A 14,444-nucleotide genomic window follows, 5' to 3' on the forward strand; every position below is an offset into this window, starting at 1 on the left:
ACCCGCCATGACCGAACAGTATAGCCGCGCCTACTGGGAACAGCGCCTTGCCGGCCTCTCGCTGACGCGTGGGCATTTCATCGATGGCAAGGTCGAGCCCGCCGCTTCCGGCCGCACCTTCATCCGCACGCGGCCGATGGACGGCCAGCCCGGCGCGGTGCTGGCCCGCGGCGATGCCACGGATGTCGATGCGGCCGTGGCTTCGGCTCGTAGGGCCTTTGCCAGCGGTATCTGGAGGGCCAGGGAGCCGCTGGAGAAGAAGAAGGTCATGTTGCGTTGGGCGGAGCTGATCCGTGCCCATGGCGAAGAACTGGCGCTTCTGGAAACGCTCGATGTCGGCAAGCCGGTGCAGGCGTCGCTCGGTGTGGATGTGCGGCTCTGCGCCGATGGCATCCAGTATTACGGCGAGATGATCGACAAGCTCTATGACGAGATCGCGCCGACGGGGCCGAAGGCCCGCGCGCTGGTGCGCAAGGTGCCGCTCGGCGTCGTCGCGGCGATCACGCCATGGAACTATCCGATGATCATCGATGCCTGGAAGCTCGGACCGGCGATTGCGGCCGGCAACTCCGTCGTGCTGAAGCCGGCCGAGCAGTCCTCGCTTTCCGCATTGAAGCTGGCGGAACTCGCCATCGAGGCCGGGCTTCCGGCCGGCGTCTTCAATGTCGTCACCGGCTTTGGCGAGGAGGTCGGCAAGCCGCTGGCGCTGCATGGGGATGTCGACATGGTCGCCTTCACCGGCTCGACCGAGGTCGGCAAGCTGATCATGGGCTATGCGGCCCAATCCAACCTCAAGCGCGTGGCGTTGGAACTCGGCGGCAAATCGCCACTCGTCGTCTTCGAGGATGCCGATCTCGATGCGGCGGCGAGTGCGGCCGCCTGGGGCTGCTTCTACAATTCCGGCGAGACCTGCCACGCCGCCACGCGCCTCGTCGTGCAGCGTTCCGTGCGGGATGCCCTCATCGCCAAGATCGAGGCGGTGGTGAAGCGCGAGATCGCGCTCGCGCACCCCTTCGAGCCTTCGGCGCAGATCGGCGCGCTGATCGAGGCGGAGCATATGGAAAAGGTGCTCGGGCTGATCGCGGCGGGCGAGAAGGACGGTGGTCACCGGGCCTTCGGGGCGGAGCGGGTGCTGTCGGAAACGGGCGGTTATTACGTCTCGCCGGGTGTGATCACCGACGTGACGAACGACATGCGCATCGCCCGGCAGGAGATTTTCGGCCCCGTCCTCGCGGCCATCGGTTTCGACACGGAGGAGGAGGCGCTCGCGATCGCCAATGATACGATCTACGGTCTGGCCGGCGCGGTCTTCACCCGCGACATGGACCGCGCGCATCGCTTCTCCGAAGCCATCCATGCCGGCACGGTCTGGATCAACACCTATGACATGTCGAATTTCGCCACACCCTTCGGCGGCTTCAAGCAATCCGGCTTCGGCCGCGACCGCTCGGTGCATGCGATCGACAAATATTGCGACTACAAGACGATCTGGCAGCAGTTCGGTTGAGAGGGAGGGGACAATGAGCAAGATCGTTTCCATCGAGATCAGCCATCATCGGCTGCCGCTCGATCCGCCGTTCAAGGCGAGCTGGGATGGCCGCCCGCGCCGACAGTTCGATGCGACGATCGTGCGGGTGCGGGATGACGGGGGGCGCGAGGGCATCGGTTCGGGCGACCTGATGAAGGGGTTCGAAGGGCACGAGGACCTGTTCATCGGCCAGGACCCGCGCCATCTCGAGCGGCACTACGAGGTGCTGTCCCATATCAATTTCCACTATGGCCGCTGCTGGCCGCTCGATCTCGCGCTGTGGGACCTCGCCGGCAAGGTGACGGGCGAGCCGGTCTGGCGCATGTTGGGCGGGCGGGCTGATCGCGTTCGGCTCTACGCTTCCTCCGGCGTGTTGCGCGATCCCATTGCGATGGCCGATCAGGCCGAGCGCTATGTCGCCGAGGGTTTTCCGGCGATGAAGGTGCGTTTTTCCTCTTCGGCGGGCGGGCGCAACGGCTGGCGCGACGATGTGAAGGCGCTGGAGGCCATCCGCGCCCGCGTCGGTGATAAGCTGGAGCTGATGGTCGATTGCAATCAGGGTTGGCGCATGCCGTGGGACACGACGCTGCCCTGGACCTTCAAGGACGCACTGGTCGTGGCACGCGAGCTGGAACGGCTCGGCATCTACTGGATGGAAGAGCCGCTGCACCGCTCCGACCGCAAGGGCATGAAGGCACTGAAGGAGGCGACGGATATCCGCATCGCCGGCGGCGAGATGACGCGTGAACTCTACGAGTTCCGCGATATCATCGAGGAGCGGGCGTTCGACGTCATTCAGCCCGACGTGGCGCTGGTCGGCGGCATCACCGGCTGCCGGCGCCTGGCCTTCCAGGCGCGTGAGGCGGGTGTCACCTTTACCCCGCACTCCTGGACGAACGGCATCGGCGTGCTGGCGAATGCCCATCTGACGGCCGGTGCTGGCGACGCCCCCTTCCTCGAATATCCCTACGACGCGCCGGAATGGAGCGAGGAGCGCCGTGATTACCCGCTCGTCGCTCCTTTGCGCCACGAGAACGGCTGGCTGCTGCTCGGCGAGGCGCCCGGTCTTGGCATCACGCTCGATGAAGACAGGCTGACGGCGACGCGCATCGGCTGAGACGCTTCGCCCTCTTGACATCCGCCCCGTGGAGGCCGACTTCACGGGGAGAAGGACGCGAAGGAGACGAGCCATGAGCGAGGCAGCCCGCACGACGATCGACCAGGCGGAAGTCGACCGCTTTTCGGCGATGGCCGCCGAGTGGTGGGATCCGACCGGCAAGTTTCGGCCGCTGCACAAGTTCAACCCTGTCCGGCTCACCTATATCCGTGACATGGTCTGCGGCCAGTTCGGCCGCGACCCCAGGGCGCATCGCCCGCTGGAAGGCCTGCGCATCCTCGATATCGGCTGCGGCGGCGGCCTGCTCTCCGAGCCGATGGCGCGCATGGGGGCCGATGTGCTCGGTGCGGATGCCTCCGAAAAGAACATCGGCATCGCCAAGGCGCATGCGGCGGGCAGCGGCGTTCCCGTCGATTATCGCGCGGTGACGGCGGAAGCGCTGGCCGGGGCCGGTGAAAGCTTCGACGTCGTGCTCAACATGGAAGTGGTCGAGCACGTCTCCGACGTCGATTTCTTCCTCACCACCTGCGCCTCCATGGTGCGTCCCGGCGGCATGACCTTCGTCGCCACGATCAACCGCACGATGAAGGCGGCCGCGCTGGCGATCTTCGCCGCGGAAAACCTGCTGCGCTGGCTGCCGCGCGGCACGCATCAATATGAGAAGCTGGTACGCCCGGAAGAGATCGAAAAGCCGCTCACGGCTTCTGGCCTGACGGTGACGGACCGCACCGGCGTGTTCTTCAATCCGCTGTTGAACCAGTGGAACCTGTCGAAGGACATGGACGTGAACTACATGCTGGTGGCCCGCCGCGCCTCGGCCTGATCAGGCTTTCAGCGTCTTCACGATGTCCAGCAGGTCCTGCTGTCCGTCGGCATTGTGGCCGGCGATGGCCTTTACACGTTCCCGGTCGATGACGATGGCATTGCCGTCGGGGCAGAACGGCGCCTTGAAGGTGAAGGCGCGGGGTGTCGGCCCGTGGTCGTGCAAGAATTCCAGACGTTCGGCCCCATCGGCCCAGACGGGCTGCGTGCCCTCCGCCACCCACCAGAGCGCCAGCGCGGGCCAGGCCTGCCGCTGGTTCCAGTTGCGTGCGTGTTTCAGCGCGTCGGCGTGCACGCCGCTATAGGTGAAGGCCATCAGGGCTTCGAGGCCTGTCCAGAGCGAAAGCGAGGAGGGCGCGTCTTCGAAACCGCTGTCCTGGAGGAAGCGCGGATAGACCTTTTCGCCCCAGCTTTCCGGTCCCGGCACATCGTCATAGCCGGAGCGGCCGATATAGCCTTCCGCCCGCTTTGCTGCTTCGAAATTCAAGGGCTCGCGCAGGCGAAATCCTTCGACGCGGAGGCTTTCGTAGTCATCGACATGGAGGCCGAAATTGTAGGCGGCGAGGTGGTGGCCGCGCATCAATTGGTATCGTCCGGCAGGACGGGCAGGGGCGCGATCTCGACGCCTTCGTCCAGGAGATCACTCACCTCCTCGGCCGAGGCCTTACCGATCAGGCCGCGCTGCTCGGTCTCGCCATAGTGGATCTTGCGGGCTTCTTCCGGGAAGCGCTCGCCGACATCCTCGGAATTGGCGCGGATCGCCGTGACGATCTCGCGCAGCTTGCTTATCATTTCCTTCTGGCCGGCCTGCATGACCATGTCCTGCCGCGTCTCCTTCTTGCGCGCGGTGGAGACGGAGGGGGCCATCAGACGTTTGGCGACGTGCGGCGAACCGCAGGTCGGACAGGTGACGAGCGCCATTGTCTGCTGGCGGTCGAAATCGTCCGCCGAGCCGAACCAGCCTTCGAAGGTGTGGCCGTTGTCGCAGGAGAGTTCGTAGCGGATCACGCGGCGACGCCTCCCTTCCCGGCTGCGCCCGATACGTCGAGCGTGAAGGCGCGGCCGTTGCGCAGATTGGGGATCTTGTCGTGCGCTGCCTTGACGGCGGCGACGTCGAGTTCCGCGAGCACGATGGCTTCACCCGTGCCGCCGGCAGAGGCCAGCACGCGGCCCCAGGGGTCGATGATGATGGAATGGCCGAAGGTTTCGCGGCCGTCCTCATGCACGCCAGCCTGGGCGGCGGCGATGATATAGACGCCGTTCTCGATGGCGCGTGCCCGCAGCAGAATCTCCCAATGGGCCTCGCCCGTCTGACGGGTGAAGGCGGCCGGCACGGAGATGATTTCTGCCCCGGCCTGCGCCTGGCTCTTGAAGAGTTCCGGGAAGCGCACGTCGTAGCAGATCGCAAAGCCGAGCTTGGCGAAGGGCAGGTCTGCCATGCGCGCGACCGCGCCCGGCAAATAGACCGCGCTTTCGCGCCAGCTCTCGCCATTGTCGAGATCGACGTCGAACATATGGATCTTGTCGTAGCTGCAAATCTTCGCGCCGTCGGGGCCGAAGAGGAAGCCGCGGTTGGCGACCTTGCCGTCGGCAAGCGCGATGGCCGTGGAGCCGACATGGACATGGATGCCGAGTTCGGCGGCAAGCTCTGCGGCCGCGGCGACGACGAGGTCGTCATCCTCGCTGCGCAGGATGGCGCGCAGTCCCGCACGATCGCGCTGCAGCGCGCCGGTCATCTCCGGCGTCTGGACATAGACGGCGCCCTTGGCGGCCGCTTCGCGCACGAGCCGCCGCATCGTCTCCACGTTGCGGACGGGATCGGTCCCGGAGCACATCTGGAGCGCGGCGATCGTGACGGTCATATCCTGTCCTCTCAGGCTGCCAGCAGGGCGTCGAGTTCGCCGGCGCGTTCCAGCGCATGCAGGTCGTCGCAGCCGCCGACATGGCGGTCGTTGATGAAAATCTGCGGGAAGGTGTTGCGGCCGTTGGCGCGCTTGATCATTTCCTGGCGGATATCAGGCGCATAGGTTGCGTCATGCTCCTCGAAGGTCACGCCTTTCGTCTCCAGGAGTTTCTTCGCGGCGCTGCAATAGCCGCAGAACTGACGCGTGTAGATCACCACCGAAGGCATGTTTTCCGCTCCAAAGCTTGAAAAATCATCTTTTATATAGGTCCGGGAAGCGCCCTTGCAAAGGTCAAAACGGTGACATCCGCAACCCCGGCGCGCTTCAATGTGCGGGTGACGGCCGAAACGGTGGCCCCTGTCGTATAGACGTCGTCGACCAGCACGACGCGGCGGCCGAAAAGCTTTTCACGCCCTTCAGGCGTGATGGAAAAGGCGCCGCGCACATTCTCCTCGCGTGCCCTCGGGCCGAGACCGATCTGACGGCGGGTGCGCTTCGTGCGGCGCACGGCGTCGATGAGGACTGGCTTGCCGGAAAAGGCCGCGAGCGCGCGAGTGAGTTCCGCCGACTGGTTGAACTTGCGCCAGACGAGGCGAAAGCGATGAAGCGGCACGGGCACGATGAGGTCGGCCGCCTCGACGGCGCCATCGCCGGCGCGCAGCATCCACTGCGCCATCATCGGCGCGAGGTCGGTGCGGTCGCGATACTTCAACGACTGCACGAGCACGCGGGCGAGGTCATCATAAAGTGCCACCGAGCGCAGGCGATCGAAGGGCGGCGGATTGGCGATGGCATCGGCGCTGAGGATGCCGGGACCGAGATCGTGTGAGAAGGGCGTGCCGAGCACCTCGCAATAGGGGCGCTCGATGAAGGCGAGCCTCGACCAGCATTTCGGGCAGAGGCTTGCCTTGCTACCGGTGAGGATGCCGCAGCCGGCGCAGGCGGGCGGATAGACGAGATCAAGTGCCGCGTCGGCAAGGCTGCGCAGCCGGCGGGCGAAAACCTGCCGGAACGGGACTGTCGGCACTGTCTCGGCCTCGATTTCGCCCATGCGGTTGACATTAGCGGCCCTTAGCGGCCAAAGCGATGGAAAATCGAAAGGGACCCTGTCCATGGAAACGCTGTTCGACCACGCCCTGATCGACACCAACCGCCGCCGTGCCCTCGCTGGTGGGCCGGCGGATTTTCTGCTCGATATCGTGGCGCAGGAACTGGCCGAGCGCCTTGGTGTCATCGACCGCCGTTTCGAACGCGCCGTCGAACTGCATGGTCATACCGGTGCCGCCGCGCGCGCCATCGCCGCCACCGGCAAGGTGGATGGCCTCGAGCGGGTGGAAAGCGATCCGCATTTCGCAGCACCTGGCGAGGTGCTGACCGTTTCACCGCTCGAAACCGTGCCGCTCGAACCGCAATCGGCCAATCTCATCGTCTCGCCGCTTGCGCTGCATCTCACCAACGATACACCCGGCATCTTCGTGCAGATCCGCCGGGCGCTGAAGCCGGATGGACTGTTCCTCGCCGCCATTCCCGGCAGCGGGACCTTGCAGGAGCTGCGCGAGGTGTTGCTGGCCGCCGAGAGCGAAGCGACCGGCGGGGCGAGCCCGCGGGTCATTCCGTTTCCGGATGTGCGCGATGTCGGGGCGCTCCTGCAGCGCGGCGGCTTTGCGCTGCCGGTCACGGACAAGGAGACCTACACGGTCCGCTACGATTCGATCTTTCCGCTGATGAAGGATCTGCGCGCGATGGGCATGGCCAATCCGCTGGCCGGCCGCAGCCGGCGTCCGCTGACGCGCGGCATTCTCCTGCGCGCGGCCGAGCTCTATGCGGAGCGCTTTTCCGATCCGGACGGACGCATCCGCGCGAGTTTTTCGATTATCTACGTATCAGGCTGGGCGCCGCATGAAAGCCAGCAGAAGCCGCTGAAGCCGGGCTCGGCGACGATGCGTCTTGCCGATGCGCTCAAGCAGGGTGGCCGGGAATAAGCGCTATTTCCAGGCGTCCGCTATGGCCGTGTTGATGGCTTCAAAGACCGCCTGCAGATTGCCGCTCAGGGCGCTCAGGCCGGCGAGAAGGCCGAGGCTGATCAGTCCGGCCAGCAAACCGTATTCGACCGCCGTCGCGCCCTCGGTGGCGGAGAGGAAGGATTTCAGCAGTCTAGGCACCATTCCCGCTCTCCCCAATCACTCTGTTCATCTGCTCAGCAGCCGTTACCCCGGCCGTTGTCATCGATGATGCAGACGGCGCCGGGCATTTCCTGCAGAACGCTGCGGCGAACCGTGTAGCGCTTGCCGGTTTCCGACGGGATCGATCCCGTCGAAATCATGTCGAACTCATCGGGCACATTGGCCATCATGCGCTTGTCGGACTTGGCCGAGAGGACCGGGGTCAGGACGAGCGCAAGGGCGATCACCGCCGTGCCGAACAGCAGAGCAAGATTGAGTGCACCGGTCCGGGTATCGCCGGCCGGCGTGAAATCCTTCTCCTGAACGGTTTTCCAGAAGTCTTCGTCACGCATAACAGGTCTCGTAAGCATTCATTGCAACGTTAAGCCCAATCTTTGAACGATGGTGCTAAACGATTGCTTAACGAGAACTGAAAAATTGAGGGTAAATCCCTGCCGAACGCTGGATTGCCAGCAATTCATGGGGATAACGCCTGTCCCGAAACGTTCAGAGCAGATCCATGAGGAAGGGGATCAGCGGTTCGTCGGCCGGCGGCATCGGATAGTCGCGCAAGGCTTTGGGGCGGACCCATTTGACGGCTTGGCCCTCGCGCCCATGCGCTGTGCCCTCGAAGCGGCGGCAGACATAGAGCGGCATCAGCAGATGGAAGTCGTCATAGGTGTGGCTGGCGAAGGTGAGCGGCGCCAGGCACGCGATCTTCGTGGTGACGCCGAGTTCCTCATCCAATTCGCGGATCAGCGTCTCCTCGGGCGTCTCGCCCGGTTCGACCTTGCCGCCGGGAAACTCCCAGAGCCCGGCTAGCGACTTGCCCTCGGGACGCTGCGCGAGAAGCACGCGGCCATCGGTATCGACCAGCGCGCAGGCGGCGACGAGCAGGATGCGGCGCGGTTTTACTGTCATCTCGGTCATGCCGTGCTCGGCCCCCGGTAGCTGTAGCGGTAGATATCCTTGAAGCCGGCGCGGCGGTAGAGCGCGAGGGCGGCCGCATTGTCCGCCTCCACTTGCACCCAGGCCTGACGCGCGCCCTTGAGCTTGGCCCAGCGCAGGGCCGCATGCAGGACGGCGGTGCCGGTGCCCTGGCCGCGGCGTTCTGCAGCGACGCCGAGCTGGAGGATGCCGGCGAGATCGTTGTCCTGCACGGCAAGCGTGACGGCTGTCGGGCCGAAATCCGCCTCCTCGAAGATGAAGAGGCCGACCTCCGGTTTGATGGCGTTGATGATCTCGGTGAGGCCGGGCTTGAGCGCCGGATCGTCGCCTGCAACGCGGATGCGGGCATCGACGAAACGGCCGACATCGCGGCTCGGCAGGTGGTCGACGCCCTCCTCGCGGGAGAGATCGGCGAGGTTCGCGGTCATGACGATGGTGTGGCCCATTTCGGCCCAACCGGCGTCGTCCATGAAGGCGATCAGCTGCGGCGGTGTCAGCGGCGTCTGGCGCACCAGCAGCGGGCGGCCATAGTCGGCAAACCGCTTGGCGGCCTTCTCCAGACGGATTGCAATGTCCCTGATGTCAGAGGGATCGAGCGGGTTGACGGAATTCAACCGGCGCGAGGGATGGCCGGCGGTCAGCCGGCAGAGCCAGCTGCCGTCATATTGCGCGCTGGCTGCGGGCCAGGCGCGAAAGCCGACGGCCTCGAGCCGGCGGACTTTGGGAAGGTCGCTCATCGTCTTCTGTCCGGAAGGGGTCACGCTGTTTACCCCTTAGCTGCGGTAGTCGCCGTTGATCTCGACATATTCCTTGGTGAGGTCGCAGGTCCAGACCGTGGCCTTGCCATTGCCGAGGCCGATCTCGACGCGAACGGCGATGTCTTCCTGCCTCATCACAGCCGTTGCCGCGGCCTCGGAATAGGTGGGGTCACGCTCGCCATCGACGGCGACGCGCACGTCGCCGAACCAGATGGCGAGGCGGTCGCGGTCGGCCATCTCGCCGGACTTGCCGACGGCCATCACGATGCGGCCCCAGTTGGCATCCTCGCCGGCGACGGCGGTCTTGACCAGCGGGGAATTGGCGATCGACAGCGCGATGCGCTTGGCGGCGTCGTCGTTTTCGGCGCCTTCGACGGTGACGGCCACCATCTTGCGCGCACCTTCGCCGTCGCGCACGACCTGAAGGGCGAGATCGCGCAGGAGATCGTTGAGCGCAGCGCGGAAGCCATCGAGCGAAGCGTCGTCAGCCGTTACGGGCGCCTGGCCTTCGGCGGAACCCGTTGCAAACAGCATCAGCGTGTCCGACGTCGAGGTGTCGCTGTCGACGGTGACGGAATTGAAGGTCGGGCCGACGCCGGCCGAGAGCAGCGATTGAAGAACCGGGGCCGGAATGGCGGCATCGGTGACGACGAAGGAGAGCATGGTCGCCATGTCGGGCGCGATCATGCCGGCCCCCTTGGCGATGCCGTTGATGCGCACGGTGACGCCGCCGAGTTGGGCGGTGCGGGTCGCGACCTTCGGATAGGTATCCGTCGTCATGATCGCCTTGGCGGCTTCGAACCAGAAGTCCTCGGTGCCGGTGCTGGCCAGGCCGTCGAGCACGCCGGAGAATTTCGTGGCGTCGAGCGGTTCCCCGATCACGCCCGTGGAGGCGAGGAAGACTTCGCTTTCGGCGCAGCCGATTGCTTTGGCAGCGGCTTCGGCGGTCATCTTGGTCGATTCACGGCCCTTGCGGCCGGTGAACGCATTGGCATTGCCTGAATTGACGACGACGGCGCGGGCAACGCCGCCGGGCAGGTTGGCACGGCAGAAATCGACCGGGGCGGAGGGGCACTTGGAACGGGTGAAGACGCCGGCGACGGTTGCGGGGCGGTCGAACACCATCATCAGCACGTCGGTGCGGTTCTTGTACTTGATCCCGGCGGCGGCGGTTGCCATGCGCACGCCGCGGACGGGCGGCATTTCGGCATAGGTCTTCGGAGCGAGCGGGGAGATGGAACCGGACATGCGTGCTTTCCTGTGTGAAGAAAGGCCCGGCGGTAAACGCCGGGCCATGGTTTCTTACTGCTGGCCTTCGGTTGCCGGGGCGGCTTCGCCTTCACCCGCGGCTTCCTCCTGCTTGTTGACCGTGTCGTAGGCGGTCTTCAGCGCGGTGTCCTGGATGTCGACGGGGGCTGCGGCCTTGGCCTTCGCCAGAAGCTCCAGATACTTGTCGCGCATGACGAGCTGGCGAACCTGCGGCTCGACCTGGTCGAGTGCCGGGGGCTGCTGCTTGCGCTTGTCTTCGATCTTGATGACGTGGAAGCCGAACTGGGTCTTCACCGGCTCCTTGGAATAGGCACCTTTTTCGAGCGCGAAGGCGGCTGCTTCGAATTCCGGAACCATACGGCCCTTGCCGAAATAGCCGAGGTCGCCGCCTTCGGACTTGTTCGGGTCCGTCGACTTTTCCTTGGCGATTTCGATGAAATCTTTGCCGGCATCGAGATCCTTGATGATCGCCTTGGCCTCTTCCTCGGTCTTGACGAGGATGTGGCGGGCGCGGATTTCGTCTTCCGGCGTGATGGCGGCGATTTCCTTTTCGTAGCGCGCCTTCACCTCGTCCGGCGTCACGGCGTCGACGACATGCTTCTTGAAATAGGCATTGTGCAATTCGCGGTCCGTGAGGAAGGCGAGGCGCTGCTTGAAGTCGGCGTCGTCCTTCAGGCCTTCCTTGTCGGCGTCCGCTGCCAGCAGCTTGACGTCGATGATCGAGGAGAGGGCGGCCACGCGCTTCTGCTCGTCCGGCAGGTTGGCAAGCTGCGGATCGAGGCCGGCAATGGCGAGCTTCAGTTCCGATTCGTGGATCTCGGTGGCGCCGACCTTGGCGACAACCGGATCGGCGGCAGCGTCTTCAGCGCGAACGCTGGTGCTTGCGGCAGCAATCGCGATGAGGGCGACGGCTGCGAGCTTGCTATACTTGAACATATTCGATGAGACCTTTCACATCCTCGCCGGAATCGGGGAGATATCCGGTGCCAGGGGCCTCAACACCACCAGAATGTGGCAGTTGTGCAACCGCCTGAGCCGTTGACATCATTCGACCCCCCTCTTATCTGTCACGCAATCCCGCGTCCAGAACAGTTTCCGGGCGTTTCACGGCTTTGCGCGCAAATAACGTGCGACCTGTCACGCGCCGGGCGCCACAAAGAAAGGACCATCCTGATGGTCAGCCTCGGCGGCATTGCCCGCAAGTTGTTCGGTTCCTCGAACGATCGCCGCGTCCGTTCCTATAAGCCGCGCGTCGACGCCATCAATGCGCTGGAGCCTGAAATCAAGGCATTGTCCGACGAGGCGCTGCGCGCCAAGACGGTGGAATTCCGCGAACAGCTTGCCGCCGGCAAGACGCTCGACGACATTCTGGTGCCGGCCTTTGCGGTTGCCCGCGAAGCGGCGTTCCGCGTTCTGGGCCTGCGTCCTTTCGACGTCCAGCTGATCGGCGGCATGATCCTGCACGAGAAGTCGATCGCCGAAATGAAGACCGGTGAAGGCAAGACGCTCGTCGCGACGCTTCCCGTCTATCTCAACGCGCTCGCCGGCAAGGGCGTGCATGTCGTGACGGTCAACGACTATCTCGCCAGCCGCGACAGCGCCCAGATGGGCAAGATCTACGGCTTCCTGGGTCTCACCACCGGCGTCATCGTGCATGGCCTCGACGACGACCAGCGCCGCGCCGCCTATGCTTCCGACATCACCTACGCGACGAACAACGAACTCGGTTTCGACTATCTGCGCGACAACATGAAATACGAGCGCGGCCAGATGGTGCAGCGCGGCCACTTCTTCGCCATCGTCGACGAAGTGGACTCGATCCTCGTCGACGAAGCGCGCACGCCGCTGATCATCTCCGGCCCGCTCGACGATCGCTCCGACCTCTACACGACGATCGACGCCTATATCCCCCTGCTGGATGAGGCGGATTACGAAATCGACGAGAAGCAGCGTTCGGCCAACTTCTCCGAAGTCGGCACGGAGAAGCTGGAAGGCCTGCTGCGTCAGGCGGGTCTTCTCAAGGGCGAATCGCTCTATGACGTCGAGAACGTCGCCATCGTCCACCACATCAACAACGCACTGAAGGCCCACAAGCTCTTCACCCGCGACAAGGATTACATCGTCCGCAACGACGAAATCGTCATTATCGACGAGTTCACCGGCCGCATGATGCCGGGCCGCCGCTATTCGGAAGGCCAGCACCAGGCGCTCGAAGCCAAGGAAAAGGTCACGATCCAGCCGGAAAACCAGACGCTGGCCTCGATCACCTTCCAGAATTATTTCCGCATGTATTCCAAGCTCGGCGGCATGACCGGCACGGCCTCCACGGAAGCCGAGGAATTCGGCAACATCTACGGCCTCGAAGTCGTCGAAGTGCCGACCAATCTGCCGATCCAGCGTCTTGACGAGGACGATGAGGTCTATCGGACCGTCGAGGAGAAGTACAAGGCGATCATCCAGGAGATCAAGGACGCCCGCGAGAAGGGCCAGCCGGTTCTCGTCGGCACGACCTCGATCGAAAAGTCCGAATATCTCGCCGAGCGTCTGCGCATGGCCGGTTTCAAGGATTTCCAGGTCCTCAACGCCCGTTACCACGAGCAGGAAGCCTATATCGTTTCGCAGGCCGGCGTTCCCGGCGCGGTGACGATCGCCACCAACATGGCCGGCCGCGGCACCGACATCCAGCTCGGCGGCAACCTCGAAATGCGCCTCGAGCGCGATCTCGCCGAGATGGAGCCGGGCCCGGAGCGTGATGCCAAGCGCGATCAGATCATCGCCGAGGTCAAGCAGCTCAAGGAAAAGGCGCTTGCCGGCGGCGGTCTCTACGTTCTCGCCACCGAGCGTCACGAAAGCCGCCGCATCGACAACCAGCTGCGCGGCCGTTCCGGCCGTCAGGGCGACCCGGGCCGCTCGAAGTTCTTCCTGTCGCTGCAGGATGACCTGATGCGCATCTTCGGCTCCGAGCGCATGGATTCGATGCTGCAGAAGCTGGGTCTCAAGGAAGGCGAGGCGATCGTCCATCCCTGGATCAACAAGGCGCTGGAGCGCGCCCAGAAGAAGGTCGAAGCCCGCAACTTCGACATCCGCAAGAACCTTCTGAAGTATGACGACGTGCTGAACGACCAGCGCAAGGTCATCTTCGAGCAGCGCATCGAACTGATGGACAGCGAGAACCTGTCCGAGATCGTCACCGACATGCGCAATGAAGTGGTCGAGAACCTCGTTCGCCTGAGCATCCCGGAAAACGCCTATGCCGAGCGGTGGGACGTTCCCGGCCTCAAGAAGGGCGTTCTCGAACAGCTGAACCTCGACCTGCCGATCGAAGCCTGGGCGGCTGAGGAAGGCATCGACGAGAAGGACATTCTGGAGCGCCTGCACAAGGCCGCCGATGCCGCCGCCGCCGACCGTGCGGAACGCTTCGGTCCCGAGATCATGACCTATGTCGAGCGCTCCGTGCTACTCCAGACGCTGGACATGCTGTGGCGCGAGCACATCGTCAATCTCGATCATCTGCGCTCCGTCATCGGCTTCCGTGGCTATGCCCAGCGTGACCCGCTGCAGGAATACAAGGCTGAGGCCTTCGAACTCTTCCAGGCGCTGCTGGCGAACCTGCGCCAGACCGTGACGTCGCAGCTGATGCGCGTCGAGCTGGTGCGCCAGGCCGCCGACAGCCCGGCTCCGGTGCCGCCGGAAATGGAAGGCCACCACATCGACGGCACGACCGGCGAGGACGATTTCGGCGAAGGCAGCGGTGGCTTCATGGCGGTTGCCGCGGAAAACCGCGATCCGAACGACCCGTCGACCTGGGGCCACGTTTCGCGCAACGAACCCTGCCCCTGCGGCTCGGGCAAGAAGTACAAACATTGCCACGGCGCCTTCGAACAGGCCTGATGGAAATGGAAATGCAAAATGCCGCCTTCGGGCGGCATTTTCTTT

At 64.4% G+C, this 14,444-nt stretch carries 16 protein-coding genes; 5 read left to right on the forward strand and 11 right to left on the reverse strand.

Annotation, left to right across the window (positions count from 1 at the left end; genetic code table 11):
- The first annotated feature begins 7 nt into the window (after positions 1 to 7).
- The 3 genes from AC27VQ_RS21100 to ubiG all read left to right on the forward strand — a co-directional run bounded on the left by AC27VQ_RS21100 (position 8) and on the right by ubiG (position 3,468).
- Positions 8 to 1,507: an aldehyde dehydrogenase gene (locus AC27VQ_RS21100; protein WP_488717831.1), complete on the forward strand. Its 1,500-nt coding sequence runs from the start codon at positions 8 to 10 to the stop codon at positions 1,505 to 1,507.
- Between the two features lie 13 nt (positions 1,508 to 1,520).
- Positions 1,521 to 2,645 carry a mandelate racemase/muconate lactonizing enzyme family protein gene (locus AC27VQ_RS21105; RefSeq protein ID WP_488717832.1) on the forward strand — a complete coding sequence of 375 codons (1,125 nt, stop codon included), beginning with the start codon at positions 1,521 to 1,523 and terminating at the stop codon, positions 2,643 to 2,645.
- A gap of 73 nt (positions 2,646 to 2,718) precedes the next feature.
- On the forward strand, positions 2,719 to 3,468 hold the full coding sequence (gene ubiG / locus AC27VQ_RS21110) for a bifunctional 2-polyprenyl-6-hydroxyphenol methylase/3-demethylubiquinol 3-O-methyltransferase UbiG (RefSeq protein ID WP_488717833.1): 750 nt from the start codon (positions 2,719 to 2,721) through the stop codon (positions 3,466 to 3,468).
- Here the strand turns inward: ubiG and AC27VQ_RS21115 are convergent, their stop codons facing one another.
- Genes AC27VQ_RS21115 through AC27VQ_RS21135 form a run of 5 tightly spaced genes read right to left on the reverse strand, consistent with a single transcriptional unit; the run spans position 3,469 to position 6,422 of the window.
- Complete coding sequence (locus tag AC27VQ_RS21115; protein WP_488717834.1) at positions 3,469 to 4,047, reverse strand: DUF3291 domain-containing protein; 579 nt, start codon at positions 4,045 to 4,047, stop codon at positions 3,469 to 3,471. It lies immediately after the preceding gene.
- Positions 4,047 to 4,475 carry a DUF1178 family protein gene (locus AC27VQ_RS21120; protein WP_488717835.1) on the reverse strand — a complete coding sequence of 143 codons (429 nt, stop codon included), beginning with the start codon at positions 4,473 to 4,475 and terminating at the stop codon, positions 4,047 to 4,049. Before AC27VQ_RS21120 ends, AC27VQ_RS21115 begins: the two co-directional genes overlap by 1 nt.
- A complete protein-coding gene (locus AC27VQ_RS21125; protein WP_488717836.1) occupies positions 4,472 to 5,329 on the reverse strand; it encodes a carbon-nitrogen hydrolase family protein in 858 nt (285 codons plus the stop codon). Before AC27VQ_RS21125 ends, AC27VQ_RS21120 begins: the two co-directional genes overlap by 4 nt.
- Before the next feature lie 11 nt (positions 5,330 to 5,340).
- Entirely contained in the window at positions 5,341 to 5,598 is a 258-nt protein-coding gene (gene grxC / locus AC27VQ_RS21130) for a glutaredoxin 3 (protein WP_313529441.1), read from the reverse strand.
- A 32-nt stretch (positions 5,599 to 5,630) separates the two neighbouring features.
- The gene (locus tag AC27VQ_RS21135; protein WP_488717837.1) at positions 5,631 to 6,422 is read right to left on the reverse strand and encodes a ComF family protein; all 792 of its coding nucleotides are present in this window, start codon (positions 6,420 to 6,422) and stop codon (positions 5,631 to 5,633) included.
- Between the two features lie 61 nt (positions 6,423 to 6,483).
- Between AC27VQ_RS21135 and AC27VQ_RS21140 the strand changes: the two genes are divergently transcribed.
- Complete coding sequence (locus AC27VQ_RS21140) at positions 6,484 to 7,353, forward strand: methyltransferase domain-containing protein (RefSeq protein ID WP_488717838.1); 870 nt, start codon at positions 6,484 to 6,486, stop codon at positions 7,351 to 7,353.
- Between the two features lie 3 nt (positions 7,354 to 7,356).
- Here AC27VQ_RS21140 and AC27VQ_RS21145 read toward each other — a convergent pair whose 3' ends face one another.
- From AC27VQ_RS21145 to AC27VQ_RS21170, 6 genes are all read right to left on the reverse strand, one after another.
- Complete coding sequence (locus AC27VQ_RS21145) at positions 7,357 to 7,536, reverse strand: Flp family type IVb pilin (protein WP_488717839.1); 180 nt, start codon at positions 7,534 to 7,536, stop codon at positions 7,357 to 7,359.
- Between the two features lie 32 nt (positions 7,537 to 7,568).
- Positions 7,569 to 7,886, reverse strand: coding sequence for a hypothetical protein (locus AC27VQ_RS21150; RefSeq protein WP_117371213.1), 318 nt, complete (start codon positions 7,884 to 7,886; stop codon positions 7,569 to 7,571).
- A gap of 154 nt (positions 7,887 to 8,040) precedes the next feature.
- Positions 8,041 to 8,463 (reverse strand): (deoxy)nucleoside triphosphate pyrophosphohydrolase, encoded by a 423-nt coding sequence (locus tag AC27VQ_RS21155; RefSeq protein ID WP_488717840.1) that lies wholly within the window; start codon positions 8,461 to 8,463, stop codon positions 8,041 to 8,043.
- Complete coding sequence (locus AC27VQ_RS21160) at positions 8,460 to 9,218, reverse strand: GNAT family N-acetyltransferase (RefSeq protein ID WP_488717841.1); 759 nt, start codon at positions 9,216 to 9,218, stop codon at positions 8,460 to 8,462. Before AC27VQ_RS21160 ends, AC27VQ_RS21155 begins: the two co-directional genes overlap by 4 nt.
- 36 nt (positions 9,219 to 9,254) lie before the next feature.
- Positions 9,255 to 10,487, reverse strand: coding sequence for a bifunctional glutamate N-acetyltransferase/amino-acid acetyltransferase ArgJ (gene argJ / locus AC27VQ_RS21165; RefSeq protein WP_488717842.1), 1,233 nt, complete (start codon positions 10,485 to 10,487; stop codon positions 9,255 to 9,257).
- 54 nt (positions 10,488 to 10,541) lie between these two features.
- Positions 10,542 to 11,444 (reverse strand): peptidylprolyl isomerase, encoded by a 903-nt coding sequence (locus AC27VQ_RS21170; RefSeq protein WP_488717843.1) that lies wholly within the window; start codon positions 11,442 to 11,444, stop codon positions 10,542 to 10,544.
- Positions 11,445 to 11,681: 237 nt separating this feature from the next.
- On the opposite strand from AC27VQ_RS21170, the gene secA reads away from it, so the two are divergent.
- Complete coding sequence (gene secA / locus AC27VQ_RS21175; protein WP_488717844.1) at positions 11,682 to 14,399, forward strand: preprotein translocase subunit SecA; 2,718 nt, start codon at positions 11,682 to 11,684, stop codon at positions 14,397 to 14,399.
- Positions 14,400 to 14,444: the final 45 nt, after the last annotated feature.

The sequence above is a fragment of the Shinella sp. 20P9.1.1 genome (genome assembly GCF_057798995.1).